At 50.2% G+C, this 17,040-nt stretch carries 16 protein-coding genes; 6 read left to right on the top strand and 10 right to left on the bottom strand.

From position 1 onward, the window contains the following. Positions 1-359: 359 nt before the first annotated feature. The 3 genes from B212_RS0116080 to B212_RS33195 all read right to left on the bottom strand — a co-directional run bounded on the left by B212_RS0116080 (position 360) and on the right by B212_RS33195 (position 3,969). On the bottom strand, positions 360-1,784 hold the full coding sequence (locus B212_RS0116080; RefSeq protein ID WP_028530881.1) for an FAD/NAD(P)-binding protein: 1,425 nt from the start codon (positions 1,782-1,784) through the stop codon (positions 360-362). Positions 1,785-1,934: 150 nt separating this feature from the next. Continuing rightward, on the bottom strand, positions 1,935-2,786 hold the full coding sequence (locus B212_RS0116085; RefSeq protein ID WP_019911949.1) for a phosphotransferase family protein: 852 nt from the start codon (positions 2,784-2,786) through the stop codon (positions 1,935-1,937). Positions 2,787-3,252: 466 nt separating this feature from the next. Then, on the bottom strand, positions 3,253-3,969 hold the full coding sequence (locus B212_RS33195) for an alpha/beta fold hydrolase (protein ID WP_019911951.1): 717 nt from the start codon (positions 3,967-3,969) through the stop codon (positions 3,253-3,255). Positions 3,970-4,294: 325 nt separating this feature from the next. Between B212_RS33195 and B212_RS0116100 the strand changes: the two genes are divergently transcribed. After that, positions 4,295-5,515, top strand: coding sequence for an IS110 family transposase (locus tag B212_RS0116100; RefSeq protein WP_019909933.1), 1,221 nt, complete (start codon positions 4,295-4,297; stop codon positions 5,513-5,515). A 177-nt stretch (positions 5,516-5,692) separates the two neighbouring features. Here B212_RS0116100 and B212_RS33200 read toward each other — a convergent pair whose 3' ends face one another. Beyond that, complete coding sequence (locus tag B212_RS33200; protein ID WP_019911952.1) at positions 5,693-6,064, bottom strand: hypothetical protein; 372 nt, start codon at positions 6,062-6,064, stop codon at positions 5,693-5,695. A gap of 167 nt (positions 6,065-6,231) precedes the next feature. On the opposite strand from B212_RS33200, the gene B212_RS31625 reads away from it, so the two are divergent. Together B212_RS31625 and B212_RS0116115 are read left to right on the top strand one after the other, a co-directional pair. Further along, the gene (locus B212_RS31625; protein WP_019911953.1) at positions 6,232-7,485 is read left to right on the top strand and encodes a S8 family peptidase; all 1,254 of its coding nucleotides are present in this window, start codon (positions 6,232-6,234) and stop codon (positions 7,483-7,485) included. Positions 7,486-7,512: 27 nt separating this feature from the next. Continuing rightward, on the top strand, positions 7,513-8,739 hold the full coding sequence (locus B212_RS0116115; RefSeq protein ID WP_019911954.1) for a hypothetical protein: 1,227 nt from the start codon (positions 7,513-7,515) through the stop codon (positions 8,737-8,739). A gap of 258 nt (positions 8,740-8,997) precedes the next feature. Here B212_RS0116115 and B212_RS0116120 read toward each other — a convergent pair whose 3' ends face one another. Continuing rightward, positions 8,998-9,825 carry a GNAT family N-acetyltransferase gene (locus B212_RS0116120; protein WP_019911955.1) on the bottom strand — a complete coding sequence of 276 codons (828 nt, stop codon included), beginning with the start codon at positions 9,823-9,825 and terminating at the stop codon, positions 8,998-9,000. Between the two features lie 49 nt (positions 9,826-9,874). Then, entirely contained in the window at positions 9,875-10,867 is a 993-nt protein-coding gene (locus B212_RS0116125; RefSeq protein ID WP_019911956.1) for a Gfo/Idh/MocA family protein, read from the bottom strand. Positions 10,868-11,035: 168 nt separating this feature from the next. Between B212_RS0116125 and B212_RS0116130 the strand changes: the two genes are divergently transcribed. Next, positions 11,036-11,851 (top strand): sugar phosphate isomerase/epimerase family protein, encoded by an 816-nt coding sequence (locus B212_RS0116130; protein WP_019911957.1) that lies wholly within the window; start codon positions 11,036-11,038, stop codon positions 11,849-11,851. Positions 11,852-11,869: 18 nt separating this feature from the next. Here the strand turns inward: B212_RS0116130 and B212_RS0116135 are convergent, their stop codons facing one another. Both B212_RS0116135 and B212_RS0116140 read right to left on the bottom strand, forming a co-directional pair. Beyond that, complete coding sequence (locus B212_RS0116135) at positions 11,870-12,592, bottom strand: GNAT family N-acetyltransferase (RefSeq protein ID WP_019911958.1); 723 nt, start codon at positions 12,590-12,592, stop codon at positions 11,870-11,872. A gap of 250 nt (positions 12,593-12,842) precedes the next feature. Continuing rightward, on the bottom strand, positions 12,843-13,280 hold the full coding sequence (locus tag B212_RS0116140) for a GNAT family N-acetyltransferase (protein ID WP_019911959.1): 438 nt from the start codon (positions 13,278-13,280) through the stop codon (positions 12,843-12,845). A gap of 134 nt (positions 13,281-13,414) precedes the next feature. Here B212_RS0116140 and B212_RS33860 point away from each other — a divergent pair, with 134 nt between their 5' ends. Beyond that, entirely contained in the window at positions 13,415-14,200 is a 786-nt protein-coding gene (locus tag B212_RS33860; RefSeq protein ID WP_019911960.1) for an alpha/beta fold hydrolase, read from the top strand. Here the strand turns inward: B212_RS33860 and B212_RS0116150 are convergent. Continuing rightward, positions 14,160-14,654 (bottom strand): DUF1801 domain-containing protein, encoded by a 495-nt coding sequence (locus B212_RS0116150; protein ID WP_019911961.1) that lies wholly within the window; start codon positions 14,652-14,654, stop codon positions 14,160-14,162. The genes B212_RS33860 and B212_RS0116150 overlap by 41 nt on opposite strands. 98 nt (positions 14,655-14,752) lie before the next feature. On the opposite strand from B212_RS0116150, the gene B212_RS0116155 reads away from it, so the two are divergent. Further along, entirely contained in the window at positions 14,753-16,444 is a 1,692-nt protein-coding gene (locus tag B212_RS0116155; protein WP_019911962.1) for a M3 family oligoendopeptidase, read from the top strand. A gap of 102 nt (positions 16,445-16,546) precedes the next feature. Here B212_RS0116155 and B212_RS0116160 read toward each other — a convergent pair whose 3' ends face one another. Beyond that, positions 16,547-16,933 carry an iron chaperone gene (locus tag B212_RS0116160; protein WP_019911963.1) on the bottom strand — a complete coding sequence of 129 codons (387 nt, stop codon included), beginning with the start codon at positions 16,931-16,933 and terminating at the stop codon, positions 16,547-16,549. Positions 16,934-17,040 lie beyond the last annotated feature (107 nt).

Genomic DNA, 17,040 nt, shown 5'->3' on the forward strand with positions numbered 1-17,040 from the left:
ATTGGGTCTCGTTCAAACGGATTTTCAATTCTATTGCACTTTTTACACTCATAAAGACCAAACCCGCCACTCTTCTGCTTCTGAGCGGAAATCTGCTGTACCAAATACAACAGCATTCATTTTCCAGTGAATATCTCTGCTGTCTATCCTGAAATAACGATGTCCGAACAGAGGACATTGTTATGGAAGCCTCGAATTTGGCGAAGCCAAATTGAGGGTCTTCTATGAAATTTCATCGTCTAAAGTGCCGCTAAAGAGCGGCATGGATGTCTGCTGTATAAAGTGCAATAGAACAGAAAAAACCCCAAACCTAATTGGGGTTCCTGAAGTACATATATCTCGCGGGCTTCACGGGCGCATCACTCCTGCGTCTTCAAAGGCCACACACCGGTAAATTCAACCTCATCATAGTCGAAAAAGTCCTTTAAAGTCTGTTGGCGGTCATCCAGAAACAACTGATCTGCTACCCCGGCTACAAGCTTCGGCACCGCATTCCTCATGCCGGAGATGGCCGACGCCGACAGCCCGCAACTGGCTAGCGCGGAGTAATTAAAGACGAACAGCCCATGCACAAGCGCGTGGCCTGCGCTGTCCCGGCTCTGCAGCGCAAAGCCGGGGCTGAGATACGGATGCGCCTCCAGCAGCGGATTCGCCAGCCCGGGCGGAGCTTCGTAGCGGTCGCTCCAGCGGGCGATATGGCTCTCCACCAGCCGCAGTTCGGGACGCAGACCCGGATCGCTGAGCAGGCCGGTGCTCACTACCAGGAAGTCAAAGGAGAATTCCCCTTTCGGGGTTGTGACCACCGCCTTGCCGCCTGCTGCTTCCACCTTCAGCCACGGTGAGCCGAGATGAAGCCGGAAGCCCGGCCAAGCGGCCGCACGGGCAAAGGTATCATTGGTCGGCGGCTGATTATATTTGAAGAAATGCGAAATGACTGCATATTTATCTGCATCCGGCAGCGTATGGAACCGTTCAATCATGCCCGACACCTCCATCTGGCGGATCGGATTGATGTCCGGCAATTGCTCGCGGCGGACAAATACATGCGCCTCTGCCGCCCCTTCCGAGAGCAGAAAGTTGGCGTTGTCGAAGGCCGAGGCGCCGCCGCCGAGAACGGCGATTTGTTTGCCCCGGAGCGAAGCAGAATCAATAGCCTCCGAGGTATGGGCATACAGCGCTTTGGGCAGACGGTCTTTAATCATCGGCGGCACATGCCACTCGCCGCCGCCTTGAATCCCTGTTGCGAGCACAACCTTGCGCGCCAGAAGCTGCTCAGACCGTGCCCCCGCCCCTGCGATATGCAGGCGGTGAATTCCATCTTGCCCAGGCTCAATCAGCTTGAGCCGGACTTCATTTACCACAGGCAGGCTGAGGATTTTGCGGTACCAGCGCAAATAATCCATCCAGTCGCCGCGCGGGATTTTGTCCACTGCCTCCCAGCCTTCCGGTCCATGCTGCGCCTCCCACCACGAACGGAAGGTCAGCGAAGGAATTCCCAGATCTACAGAGGTTAAATGCTTGGGTGTGCGCAGCGTGACCATACGGGCGTATGTCTCCCAAGGCCCCTCCATTCCTTCACGGTTCTCGTCGATTACCAGAATATTGGCTATCCGTTCACGCAGCAATCCAAAAGCAGCCCCGAGGCCACTCTGTCCGCCGCCAACAATCACAACGTCATACACATGCCCTTCCGCATGGTCCAGCGGACGAACCCAGTCTGCGCCGCCATAGGCAAGGTAGGAAAGATCGGTTTGCACTCGTTCATTTAAAATTTCCAGACTCATCATTCCTCAGACCTTTCGGGTGGCATCTTTAGGCCATATTATAGCGTGTATGCCCCGTCTTTTGAATGGTGATGTCAAGTTTATTGTCATGGCAGCCAAAATCCGCCGCTCTCTTTGTAAACCATCACTAACAATTTGTCTTTAACATGTCTATGATCTTGACAAAAGTCCTTCTCTTATAACCTTCAGCAGCCGCTCCTTCTCTTCTTCACCAATCCCATCAGCGCTTAGCTTACGTGCTGCAGTTGGCACCAGCCACGGCTCCACTTCACGGTAAGCAAGTCCAGTCAGCCGTTCATACTCCTCACAAAATACAGCGATAATATGCTCTCTTATCGAATCAAAGAAATCAGGTACATCTCTTGGCAGACCGGACGGCAAAATGGCGTACCTCATCATGATAATATATTCAGCCAAATCGGCTTCGGGATTACCGGTTGAGGCATTCATCCAATCAATGAGTACCGGCTCCCCCTCCCGGACCAGGATGTTCCCCGGATTGGGATCTCCATGACAGAGCTGGTATTTGGCAGGCAGGCCGTCCAGCATTTGAACGATCTGCTCCTTCTCTGAGGAGGTCAGGTAATTAGCTGCACGGATGCCCCAGATCAGCATTTCTTTTTGCGGCGGCATCGACGGGATGGATTGGCTATGAATACCACTTAAAATGCGGGCAGCGATACGTATATTCTCATCATCCTCGGCGCCCCATTCCCTGCCTTCGGACGGCTGCATGAACAGCCGCATGAACCGTTCCATCAGCGACTCTCCGTAGATCCGTTCACTTATCAGCCCCGGACGGCCATCGACTTCAGTCAGTCCATAAGGACGGGGTACCGGCAGCCCATGATCCCAAGCAAGCTGCGTTTTGGTCAACTCATTGTGAAGCGCATCCATTCCGGTGTTGCTTTTCCCCAGCTTAATGATCTTCTTCGCATCTTCCCATTCGTGTATTTCCGAACATCCACCTTCTCCGATTTTTTTTCCCAGTATAGTATTCATAGCTTGTTGCCTCTCCTTCTATGAGTAGCCTCTAGCTGTGAACCTTTTGCTAAGGTCAACAGTGGCAAAAATATATAATCATGTTGGATTTCTGCAAGGATTTGCTATTATTAAATAGATTAAAATTCCAATAAAAGGAGCAACTTAATTATGAAACAAAAAATAATCACTATAATTATCATTTTGATTGGGATATTGATTATTTCCTTTATCGGCATTCAGGTGCTCTTAAATACTAAAATAACTAATAAAATCCTTGAGAATGAAAACAAAATACCAATCCTAGACAAATATACCCCTAAAGAGGAGGGCCGCTGAAAAGAGGTTCCTCTTCTTACTTAACCAGCTATAACGAGTAAAACACTTCTCTTCCCGCAATAAAATCCTTGCACAGCGTATCACAAAGCCTGGCTGTCCTAACCTGAACGTTCTCCATGCTCTGCCCTCCCCATAATCTCAACTTCCATTATAGGCATAACCCGACCTCAGCAATATACTTCTGCTGCTCTTCGTCCGGGATCATATGCCCGGAATGCATAAACTCAACCACATGAAAGGATGAAAGATACCGGGTGTACTTGTCTAATGTCTCATCTGAGATATCAGATGGAATCTCGGCAGCCGGGTTTCTTCCGGCAAACAACGTAACAGGGAGCTTAAGCTGAGATAGCTGCGCAGTGAAGTCCACCTCGCGGGCATCCCTTCCCAGCCCCTCAATTGCCTCGCGGCGCATGAAGTTCAGGATAGGCACCTGCATATACACCAGCCCGCTCCAAAAATCCACGGCTTCCGCTGAAAGACTCCGATGGATAGGCGGCTGATCTACAAGAATAAGGCCTTTCATTTGATGCTGATTCTGCAAGCTCCAGCCAAGCGCGTAGGAAGCCCCCCTGGAAAATCCCAATACACAGTAGTTCTCAAGCCCGCAATGCGCAACCACAGCCGCGATATCTGACAGGTGATCCTCAAGATCATAACCAGCTTGCGGTGTTGAGCTTAACCCTCGGCCGCGAAAGCTAAACGCCACCACATGCCCCGGCAGATGGGTCAAAAGCGGAATCGCCCGCTCGGCAGGCTCCCATAACCCGCTGATCACCAGGAGCGACGGCCTTGTGGCCGTTGACTCTCCATTTTCCAGTACATGCAGCACCACAGGTCCATTATGAACAAAATAGCTTTTCAATCGAAATCCCTCCAAGAAAGATTCATGTCCCTAAATTCAACCTCCTAAAGAATATCATGGAAGCGGTTATTCCGAAAATGATATAAGACACCCATGCCGCTGCGCGGCATCACTGAGGAATGAAAATATTGTCTATACTGGTTACTGGGCTGGCGAAGGTAGGTCGGAACTTCTTGGTGTTACGAACCCGAATATAAGACGGACCCCAACGACCCGGTGCATCACAGATTGTTGCTCCCTCCGGGGAAGCACGCAGGGCAGAATAACCTTAGCATTGGTCTTTGCACCAGCCTTAATAAGCGCCAGCAGGCAGGAGACAGAAAAGATGGAGATCCTCATTGAACGTTGTTGTGGATTAGATGTACACAAGAAGAGTATCACAGCCTGTATCATCACCCCGAAAGGAAAGGAGATTCGAAGCTTTGAAACGCTGACTCGCCGGCTAGTCGATTTAGTGGATTGGATTAAAAGCGAGCGGTGCACCCATGTCGCGATGGAGAGCACCGGAGATTACTGGAAACCGATTTATAACCTGCTTGAACTGGAAGACGTCAAGCCGGTTGTCGTGAATGCGCAGCATATCAAAGCCGTGCCCGGACGCAAAACAGATGTGAAAGATGCGGAATGGATTGCGAAATTACTCCGGCATGGGCTGGTGCAAGGGAGCTATATTCCGAATCGGGAGCAGCGGGAACTTCGGGAAGTGATCCGGTATCGGCGAAGTATCATCGAAGAGCGAAGCCGGGAAGTGAACCGATTGCAAAAGGTGCTGGAAGGAGGCAATATCAAGCTCTCGTCCGTGGCATCCAATGTGCTTGGAGTGTCAGGACGAAACATGTTGGAAGCGATGATTCAGGGCGAAACGGATCCTTCGATTCTAGCGGACTTTGCGCAAAAGAAGCTGAAAGCCAAGAAAGAACAATTAAAGCTGGCACTAGAGGGAAGCCTAGGTCCTCATCAGTTGCTCATGCTGGAGAAACAATTAGGACATATTGACCAGTTGAATGGGTTGATCACTGAACTGGATGAAGAGATTGAGCGCCGAATGGCCCCTTTTGCAGAGGACCTGAAGTTAGTGGATACCATTCCCGGTGTCGGTAAACGAACCGCCGAACAAATTCTGGCGGAAATTGGGACCGACATGACACGGTTTCCGAGCGCAGGGCATTTATGCTCTTGGGCAGGTATGACTCCAGGTCACAATGAAAGCGCGGGGAAAAAACGATCAGCAAGGACACGAAAAGGGAATAAAAAGCTGCGAAGTGCACTGGTGGAATCGGCGCGAGCGGCAGGACGAAAAAAGAACACCTACCTGTCGGCCCAATATCACCGGATCGCAGGCAGGCGAGGGAAAAACAGAGCAGCCGTAGCCGTCGGGCACAGCATTTTAGCGATAGTCTATGTCTTGTTAACGCGAAGACAAGCATATAAAGAATTAGGGTTTGACTACTTCGACCAACGAAACCGCGAGATGGTAATGAACCGATCCATAAAACGCTTGGAATCGCTCGGGTATCAAGTAAACCTGAGTGAACAATCGGCCTAACGGCCAATTTCAAAAAAATAAAAACATGGGGTTTGTTTTGGTATGCGCACTTTTGGTTCCTTAGAGCAACTTTATTTTCAGGGCAGAATGACCAGGGCATTGGACAGCCAAAAAAGAAGCAGCACATACCGCCATTAGCGGCACACACTGCTTCCTTCACTCCTTGAATCAATATAATTAGAATCTGGCGACAAAAAACTCACGATTGGCGGAAACATTTTTGGTCGTTAAGAGATTGCCGGCGTCATCTCTGATTCTCAGAATATAGGATACCGTTGTTAAAGTTACAATAGTAGGAAATCTAGCCACACCAAAATCGTCAAAATCGGTAGTTATCGTTACTGTACCGGTAGTCAAGGAAGCTGTCCAGCCAGTAGTGTCCTTATTCACATTGCCGAGGCTGGTAGCAAGCACGACGAATCTGTCGAACGTTTGTCTAACTCTGCGTCTGCGTCTCACTGCAGCCGCATTCGCCTTTTTCGCCATCATTGCTTTTTTTGCCAGCAGTGCTTTTCTTGCCATCAATGCTTTCTTTTCGGACTCTTTCATTTGCATCACCACTTTCTTTTAGGATACATTAGTAGATGCTATTTGCATGTTGTCTGAAACAAATTCCTGCCTATCGTTCAAAAATGTGGCGGTACCTCAGTTTCATAGATATGTATCCGCCTGTTCTTTCCGTGCATATCCTGCACAGAAGAGGTGATCTTACAGCAATGAGTGATACACTCTGGATGCAGCAGCATGCTGCCAAAATCAATCGGCCATTGAAGCGCCATATTCGGAAATCTGTGCAATCAGGTGGCACGCCAGCGGCGGTTCCGGTCATTATTCAATTCAAGCAACAAATTTCTCCCTCCCGCATACAAGCCTTGAAAAAGCATTTAGGCCCGCACACCTTTCCTGTCAAGCACCGGATTCCCCTGCTGAATGCGGTATCCTCGCACATTTCTCTGAAATGTCTGGAACGGATGTGCTGCTGGAGCGGAGTTCACAAGGTCTACCTCAACGAAGTTAAAACAATATCTTTAAATATCGCTACTCCCTCCATTGGTGCAACAGCGGTCCAAAGAGCGAGAGGACTTACCGGAAAAGGAATCAACATCGCCATTCTCGACACCGGTGTATTCCGTCATCCGGATCTGATCCGGCCCGTGAACCGCATCATCGCCTTCAAGGATTTTATCAATCACCGCAAACACCCCTATGACGACAATGGCCACGGCACACATATCACTGGGGATGCGGCAGGCAATGGCTGGTCCAGCAAAGGAAAATACAAGGGACCGGCCCCTGATGCGGGAATAGTCGGCGTCAAGGTCCTGGACCGGAACGGTGACGGTTATGACTCCACGATCATCAAGGGAATTGAGTGGTGTATTGCCCAGCGCAAGCGGTTAAAGCTGCGTATTCTGTCGATGTCCTTCGGCGGACCGGTGAGTGCCTCAAGCAAAGATGATCTGCTCAGCCAAGCGGTTGAAAAAGCGGTCAAGGCCGGGCTCACCGTTGTGATCGCCGCCGGCAACAGCGGCCCCGGACGGGGAACGATAGAATCGCCGGGGATAAGCCCCTCCGCAATCACAGTCGGGGCAGTGGATGACCGCCGGACTGTCCGGCAAGGCGACGACCGAATCACCTTCTACTCCAGCCGGGGACCGGCGCCGGGAGGAAGAATCAAGCCGGATCTCGTAGCTCCGGGAGAGTCCATCATCTCGCTTAAGGCTCCCGGCTCTAAACTGGCAAGGCAATTTCCGTACCTCAGGTTCGGCAAACAATATTTCGTGCTGTCCGGGACCAGCATCTCTACGCCGATCGTCTCCGGTGCGGCCGCACAATTGCTGCAGAGCTGCCCCGCCCTGACTCCCTGTCAAGTTAAAGCCAGGCTGAAGAAACATGCGTTTCGATTAGGGCTGAAGCCGAACACCGCAGGCAGCGGCGAGGTGAACGTACGGTTTCTGAAACACCGTTAGAACCTTTAGAGAGGAGATTCCACTTCAATGGTCCGTACCAGGCATATACAAGGATTTGTGAACCAATTTGTGAGCTACGCAGGGATTACAATAGAAGATAGATATGCTCTTTTCTATGTCACTGACATTAGAGTTGGGGAGGAGCTTACCGCAGCAGAGCCGTATATGGCCGGTGTACTGCGATATGACTTAGTGAACGGATCGCAGGAGTTTGTCAGCTACGGGCCAGGCTCCTATATTGAAAATATCTCATCTGCCAAAGAGTGGATTTACTACGTGGATCTGAAATGGGAGGAGCAGACTGCTGTCTACGTCCTGTATCAATTGGATTGCAGAAGCATGAAGACACAGGAAGTCTACACCCTTCGGTTAACCGATGATTTTGCGGAGAACATGGAACAGTCCGCCTTGCGGCGGGCTGAATTCCATGGGCTCAGCAAGCGGTACGTTCTCGTAGCGGTGCCTGAAATTGATGATTCATCCTGCAGGAAACATAACTCCGGCTTCTCCGGGTACCTGCTGATTGACCTTGAGCTTCAGGAGCACTTCAGCGTCCCGGACAGCATCGGGCCGAAGGACCGGGTTGTACATACATCTGAGGTTGCTGTGCTTGAGCATGAGGTTGAGGAGCAGCTTGTGCTCGTAACCGGCAGAATTCAAGCTTACGAGAAGCGAGAGGAATGGAAGCGCCGCAAATATGACATGATCGAAGGGGGCGCTACCCACAGCGTCGTTCTCATCCCGCTGGAGGCTTTCGTTGACCGGGTTAAGAACAACACCCCTCTCGATGAATCTTTTGTCATTGATCAGTGTGACCCAACCTGCGGATATGCATATATCTCCCGTATTAGTGGCGCGGTTTCTTTGTACAAGCATCATTTTGATGAGGATACTTCCGAGTTGTGTCTGTACAATCCGGTTACACAAGAGATGCTGAGGCAACGGATGGAAGCTACCTATGAGCGGCTCTATTTGACTGAAAATTTACGGGCTTTTGGTATTCACAACGATGGAACACAAGAAAGTATAGTCAATGTTAGCAACGGCGAAATATTGTTCACTGGTGAGGCCCGAGCGATGGTCCGTTTGGTCAACGGACGGTATGCCTCCACCCGCAAGTACCTGCCGGCTAAGGATGCCTTTTTGTTCGAGCTAATAGATCTTCACTCCAAGCAAGCGGTTCACAGCATTGCCGGCCGTTATGCGAGTTACGGCTACGTTGCCGGGGCGGATTTGCATATTTTTTGCGGATAATGATTTCGGTAGAGGCTGCTACATAAGTTGAACTTTAGATTTTCATATCAGGCTCTGGTCGTAACTACGGGGAATGTTTGGACTTCCGGCCGCTGCCCGCCTTCAAGTTTCTTGAACTATACCGCGCTTAGCGGATGAAACCTGAAGACAAAGGCGGACGCGTTCGCTCCGTAAGTATCCAAACTTCCCCTCCGTCACTTCTCCCATTTTTATGATTTTTTAAGTTCAACTGATATAGTACTGCTTACGAATACACGTTTAAGAAGTTACAGACTGTAAGCTGTACCAAAATATCCTGTAGTCAAAATGAGGAACCATCCCCACCATTCCCGCCAGACGAAGTGAGCCGGAATTATCCGGGGAACAGTCCCAATACGGCTGAACCCCTCTGCTGCCGCATTCCTCCACAAACGCCCGTGCTGCTGCGGCCGCATAGTTTCTTTTTCTATACCCTTCTAACGTTTCGATATCAATGGCATGAGTCTGACCGGCAACAAAAGCGGAGAAGCAAAGACTTACCACCATATGGTCGCACCGGGCATAATAACCGAACCCGTGCCGGAAGAAATCATCCGGCGAGTCCCAGAACCGGGATAGCTTGTCCTCTACAAATGCCAGGTTGCTGACCCGCTTGTCATAGAATAGACTTTTGTCCATTCTATGAACCGTCACGTTACCGCTCGGGATTCCATCCATTTTCATAGCTTCCCCGAGCCTGTAGACATGCTGATGACAATTCGAAAGCTTGTATTTACCGAAAATAACCTCTATCGCTTCCATCCAGCCTGCTGTTTCACAGCTAATTTCGACATAGCCGATATCCAGCTTGTTTAGCCAGGGCTCAATCTCACGCTGCATGTAGGACGCCAGGCCGTCTACAAAAGCTTTGCTCTGCGGATCTCCCACGATATGGAACCCGCTCTGGCCCTGAATCCAGATTAGAGCAGCCCTTATATTCTCAGGGTGATCGGCAAATACCCTGCCCGGATTCATTCCGCTTACGATAGCTTTCACCTCAATATTATTGCAGGTGTCTGCAATGTGCCTGATCCTGTAAAACTCTGTTTTGCGCAGCTCAGTTATCAACTTGTACGACCTCCATATCAGGTATCCGTCCGGGCTCTTAACCTCATCTTTATCTTAAGGCAGATAGAATCGCATCGCACAGCTCCATAGTTTTCACGTTATCTCTGCCGCTGGAAGCAGGTGTCAGACCCTCCCGGCAGCATTTCATGAAGTGCGCCATTTCGCCTACAAAGCCGCGTAAATAAAGATCTCTGTAGCCGCCGGACATCGCTGACGCAGATGGGGTGAACACCGTATCCTGCTCCGCAAGCGATTGCCAAGGCAGGCCGCTGGCTGCAAAAGAATGGTGAACCGACAGCTTCACAATTTCATCCGCACAGGCAAATCCGTGATCGAACGTAACCGTTACGCTCTCGCTTTCTCTGGACCAGGCGCTCATCCCTGCAAAATACACACTTCCGACAATCCCGTTCTTGAATCTCAGCGAGAGACTCTGGGAGATCTGTTCGCCATTGTTGTTAGTGAATCCTGATATCTGTACCGCCTCGCCAAACAAGAAACGCAGCAAATCTACAATATGAATGGCGGCAAGCTTCAGGAACTGCTCCTCATTCTTACAGAAGGGGGTGCTGTCTACCGCAAACCGGGCTTGAAAAGAACGCGCCGCTCCCAATGTCCCTTCAGTAATCAGCTCCTTCAATTTCATGTAGACAGGCGCGTAGCGTTTCATGAATCCCACCATCAGCACAACCCCGGCCTGTTCTGCGGCATCGGCAAGCTGAAGGGCCTCCGGTCCATTCCAGCCGAGAGGTTTGTCCACATACACATGTCTCCCGGCACGGATGCAGTCCAGTATCAGCGGGGTTTGATCATGCGGCTGGGCAACAACTACTACTCCATCGCACTCTTCATTCTGCAGCATTTTGTGGTAATCGTCATAAGGCTTGCCGCTGCTGCCGAACCGCAGAAGTGCGGACTTGGAGCGCTCAAGATTACGGGTCGCAACGGCGGTGATCTCCGCACCTGCTTCTATTGCCGATGGAAAAATATTAGTCGACGCATGGAACCCCGCACCGATAAAGCTAAGCTTCGCTGTACTCAAACGTATCCTCTCCCTTTAGAGCAATAATTCCATAATAGCCCATTCCTTGACTGGTAGCGAAGATCAACTGTCCTTACTATCCATAACCGGTGGAATCCTTGCTGAATATCCAATATACTTAGCAAGGAAGCGATTACAGGATTCCAATGGAACAGGAGGGATATGGAGATGCACATTTCTGTTTTTTACAACCATATTGTTACTGCGGGCAAGCAGACGGGACTGCCGGTGCCGGAGGTGCTGAAACGGGCCCGCGAATTTGGCATCAGCGCAGTGGAGCTTGATCTCGACGAGGTGCAGCCAAGCCGGCAGGACATGAAAGCGCTGCTGGAGCAGTCCGGGATCTCGGTGGCTTCGATGTATGCATTTTTTGATTTCGGCAATGATCCGGGTGTGGAGCCCGGCTTGAAATTCATAGATACGGCTGAATATTTAGGTGCGGGAAAAGTGCTGGTGATCCCCGGATTTATTGACGAAGCGGCCACCCAGGAAGAGCGGGAGCATGCACTTCACAGGATGGCTGCAGCACTGACAGTGTTATGTGACTATGCGGAACAGAAAGGAATTACAGTCACCCTGGAGGATTTCGATGACAGCCGTGCGCCCTTCTCCACTTCCGGTGAACTGCTGTGGTTCCTGAAGCAGATTCCGAAGCTCGGCTGCACCTACGATACGGGCAATTTCATCTATCGCGGTGAAGATGAGCTGCGCGCCTTCGAGAAGCTGAAATCCAGAATCGTTCATGTTCACTGCAAAGACCGCTCGCTGGAGGAGCACAGTGATGAAACGCCCAAGATCAGCACCAATGGAACCCGGCTGTTTCCTTCTCCCGTTGGCTCCGGCTGCATCCCGATGGCGGAAATCGCGGAACGGCTGAAGGCAATGGGATACGGGGATACGCTGGCTATCGAGCATTTTGATGCTTCCGATCAGTTGGCTTACATGGAGAAATCGGCGGCGTGGCTTCAGGATATTTTCAAATAGGACGGGCATGGGGGGGTCTCAGACACGCTGCGATCCCCACACCTGGAACTCCACATCCAGCTCAAAGCCAATATGCTGATAAAAGGGCTGCATAGGACCCGTATACGCTTGAACCATGCCCAATGAGCGCAGTCTGTTCAGGGCTGCATAGATTACTGCCCGGCCCAGCCCCCGTCTCCGGTAATCGACATGCGTTCCTACAGGTTCAAGAATTCCGATGCCGTTCGCCTCATCCACAAAAGCATTGCAGAAGGATACAACCTCCCCCTGCTCATTGACGAGTGACAGGTCCAGTCCGGGACGGTAGCCCGGTGCTTGACGAATTCCCCCGTACATTTGCAGCATCTGCTCTGCATGTGCAGTACCCGCATAATTGAACGCCATAATATGCCCCTGCGCCTTCGCTCTATCCGCTGCTTCCTCTCCGCATTGAAGCTTGAAGCCCGGAGGAATGTCCACCGGAAAATCCTGATCCAGCCTGATCGAGACAACATTATCACTTTCATTTGGAAAAAGCGCATACCCCCGGCTGTAAGCCATCTTTTGCAGCTTGGGTATGAATTGTGGAATCGCAAGCTTCACGGCTCCCGGCGCTGACCTCTCTTCGATGAATTCGAACATCTCACGCAGCAGCTCCTCCTGCGGGTCGTCCGTATCAAGCTGAAAATAAAAATCCCCATCCCTGCAAACTACGGCAGCCAGTTCTCCATTATCTGTTGCTCGGCCGTTTGAATCTTGCATAGGAGAGCGAGAGAAATTGGCGCACTCTCATCATATCGTCCGAAGTATACGCCCTATAATTTATTGCCATATGCACTCATCCCCTACTATTGTGTTGTCTTTATTGTAAGGGATTGGGAAGGACGGCAGTAGGCACAGAACTTATGTAAAATGTTTTTGCCCGCAGACATGATCTGCGGGCAGTTGACTAATTTCCTGAATATACACACTTCTGCCCATGGATTCATTTTTCAAGTTCAGCTCATATAACTCACTTATACGTTAATTTATAAACAACCTCATCCTCAATAATCCGGCCATCCGGGATAAAGCCCAGACTCCGATACAGCAGCTTAGCCCTCTCGTTCGCTGGCTCAAAACTGATGTAGATGACCTGATGACCTTTGTCCTTCTGGATCAAAGAGAGCAGTTGCTTCATTGCTTGCTGTCCATATCCCTTGGACTGGAATTTCCTGTCGATCATCAGCCTGTAAATCCAATACTCATGATCATCCGTGTCCATAGCATACATTACAAACCCTACAGGTGTATCCTCATAATAAACAGCGAGTGCCACGCATTCGGGCTGTACTTTGGATTGTGCAATGGAGATTGCGTTACTGGCCACCAAATCCTTCTGTTCATCGGCTACACTAAGGCTGATAATTCTCCAAAAGTTGCCCTTGTCAATCTCTCTAAGACTAATCATTGGTGTCGGCACTCCTCTATACAGGAAATAAATTCCTACACATTATATCACATGAAGCTGTAAATTTTGACCGTGACATATCCAATTATTAGGAGTAGAATGTAAAGAACATTTGTTCTTATAGGGAGGGTATCATGCCATACATCCAGTTGAACGGTTTAGACATGTTTTATGAGAAAATGGGGAGCGGAGAGCCCGTAATCTTTCTCCATAGCTCATATTCGCGGGGGATTCTGGCTTTTGCCAGTCAAATTCTTGATTTCCAGAATGCGTACACCTGCTATTTCCCGGATTTCAGAGGTCACGGCAGAACCAGATGTGAGAGTTTGGCTTGGAGCACCCCGCAGCTCGCTGAGGATATTTCGGAGTTTATGGACAAGCTGAATATCTCCAAAGCGCATTTAATCGGTTACAGCCTGGGGGCGGGTGTCGCCGCGTATGTTGCTGTAAACGCGCCGCAGCGGGCAGCTTCCTTGACTGCCATCGGCCACAGTGGATTTAATGATCCGGCTGGCGCAGATGAATATGAACCCGAATGGCTTATAGCACACGGCAAGCACGACATCATCCAGCAAATGCTCGAAAGGCATGAGGAGGCGCACCGGGGGAACTGGCAGGAATTCATGCGGCAGAGCGCTGCGGATTGGAGGTTATTTCCTCAGCTAACTGAGGAACAGCTCCGCAGCATCCATTGTCCTGCCCTGTTTATCGCCGGAGAGTATGATCCTTTTGTAAAGGAAGCGCAGCTTCAATTGTTGACAGCCCTAGTTGAGCGCTCTGAGTATCTTGTTGTTCCGGGATGCAGCCACAGACCGCATATGCTGCGAGAGAACCCAATTTTGGTGAATGATTCAATTCTGCAATTTTTGATGATGCATCCTATTGGTTCGGTGCCGGCTTCCGTTTTGACTTCGAATTAGTTTCGGCTATGGCGTTCTCATATCGTTCGATGTATTCCTGCACATTGATCTTCCTGCTTAGTTCAGCGATGAGGTCATACGGAATGTTATTTATTTTTTTGAAACGCACACAGGACTTTCCCATATCAAGCTTCGTCTGGACATGCTTCGGATACTCCTCCTGAAACCAAGCCAGCACCGCGGGCGACATGTAGATTCCCATATGATACAGTGCGATGAAGTTCTTCTGGGAGGCTATGCTGATAAAAGGCAGCGGCTGCTCCGGATTGACATGATAGCCCGGCGGATACAGCCCGTGAGGGACAACGTAAGTTATCATTCCATAGGACATGGTTTCCTGGAACCCTGCCGGAAGGTTTGCCTTCATCGTCTGTCTAAGCTTCTCCACGGCTTCCTTCCGCTCTTCCGGGAGCTGGCTGATATACTCCCCGGGACTTGCCGATTCGAATTTCATCCTTTTTTCTCCAATCTGCGGCTGTAATAAATGTCCTCCAGATTATATAATAAATATGCATGTTATAAAAGTTAACCTGAAGGGATGTTGATGTTGTCATGAAATTTAGCGAATACCGTTATGAGCGGCCGGATGTAGACCGGTTGAAGACCTCCTTTACCGAGCTGCTCAAAGGTCTGAGCGCGGATAGTCTGGAGGAGCAGCGCACCGCTTTTACCGCGATTAATAAGCTGCGCGATGAATTTAACACAATGGAGACACTGGTCAGCATCAGACACTCCATCAACACGGAGGATGAATTCTACAAAGCAGAGCAGGATTATATGGATGAAGCCGGGCCTATCGTTCAAGAGTACATAACCGATTACTTCAGAGCGCTTGTCCACTCCAAGTTCAGAGCCGAATTTGAGCAGGAATGGGGTACGCAACTGCTCCAGATTGCGGAAATCTCGCTTCGGACATTCAGTCCGGAAATCATCGGGGATCTGCAGCTTGAGAATAAGCTCTCCACAGAGTATTCGCAGCTTGTTGCCTCCGCCAAGATTCCGTTTGAAGGCGAAGAGCGCACATTGTCCCAGCTTACACCTTTTGAGCTATCTCCAGACCGCGATATGCGTAAGCGCGCAGCGGCGGCCAGATTTAATTTCATGGCAGAGCATGAGGCTGAATTTGACCGTATTTACGACGATCTGGTTAAGGTCCGCACCGGTATCGCCAAAAAGCTCGGATACAGCAGCTTCGTAGAACTCGGCTATGACCGGATGATGCGCACCGATTACAACGCTGAAATGGTTGCGGGCTTCCGCAAGCAGGTGCAGGAGCATATCGTTCCTGTATCCGGGAAGCTGAAGAATCGCCAGGCTGAGCGTTTAGGTCTGGCAGAATTGAAACATTACGACGAGAGTCTGAACTTCAATAACGGCAATGCTACTCCGAAAGGCGATCCTGACTGGATTATTGCGAACGGGGCCAAAATGTACAAAGAGCTGTCCCCGGAAACGGATGAATTTTTTACGTTTATGCAGGAGAATGGGCTTATGGATCTTGTCAGCAAGAAGGGCAAGCAGTTTGGGGGATATTGTACCTATATCAGCCAATACCAGGCGCCGTTTATTTTCTCCAACTTCAACGGAACCTCCGGGGATATTGATGTTCTGACCCATGAGGTGGGGCATGCCTTCCAGGTCTATCAGAGCCGCCATATCCACATTCCGGAATATGCTTTTCCAACCTATGAAGCAGCGGAAATTCACTCGATGAGCATGGAGTTTTTTGCCTGGCCTTGGATGGACTTGTTCTTTGAGGAGGATGCCGGCAAATACCGCTTCAACCATCTGGGAGATAGCCTGCAGTTCATTCCTTACGGAGTTTCCGTGGATGAATTCCAGCATTTTGTCTATGCCAATCCTGAAGCGACCCCTGCCGAACGCAAGCAGGCCTGGCGGGAAATTGAGAAGAAATATTTGCCCCTCCGCGATTATGACGGCAATGAATATCTGGAGAATGGCGGGTTCTGGCACAAGCAGGCCCATATTTTCCGCTCTCCGTTCTACTACATTGACTACACCTTAGCCCAGCTCTGTGCGTTCCAGTTCTGGAAACGGTCCAATGAGGATTTCAAATCCGCCTGGAGCGATTATTTGCGGCTCTGTCAAGCCGGGGGAAGCCTGTCTTTCCTCAAGCTGGTCGAGCTTGCCGGGCTGACCTCGCCTTTTGAGGATGGCTGCATCAGCTCTGTCATTGGAGATATTGAAGGCTGGCTGAACGGGGTAGACGACAAAAAACTGTAATTTGAAGAGCGGACATCCGCTCCACTGAATTCTAAACCTAAAGACCGGAAGAGCAGCCGCCCTTCCGGTCTTTAGTATGACCGCCGGAAACCGCGTCCAGAACTACTTCTTCCTGGCTTTTGCTTCCGCCTTGCTGATATTCTCATCTGCTCTGAACTTAACGATTCTGCGGATCAAGTCATAGGGCAGCGGCTGATTCAGAGGGAACTGCACAGACCCTTTAGCCCCTTTATACTGTGCCAGCTCCTCCTTGAAAGCCTCAATGCCCCGGGGCGCCGGATAGAATCCGATATGCTTCTTAAACGCCGCGAAATGCACCAGATTTCCATGCAAGTAAAAGGTCGGCATCTGGTAGCTTATTTTCTCCTGGGCCTCGGGCACAGACTCTCTGATCACCTTCCTTAGAGCTTCAAGCTTCTCTTGAACCTCCAGCGGCGATTTGGCAATGTAATCATCAATGGATTCATAGGTGATCTTCTCAGACTCCATACTATTCTCCCCTCTGCTTCTCTCCGTATGATCCTTCTTATAACATGTCCTTATTATAGCCTGCGGCAGAATCAAAGCCAAAAATTAATTTAATACATTTGTATTAA

This window comes from Paenibacillus sp. HW567 (assembly GCF_000374185.1).
In the GTDB taxonomy this organism is placed as follows: domain Bacteria; phylum Bacillota; class Bacilli; order Paenibacillales; family Paenibacillaceae; genus Paenibacillus_AQ.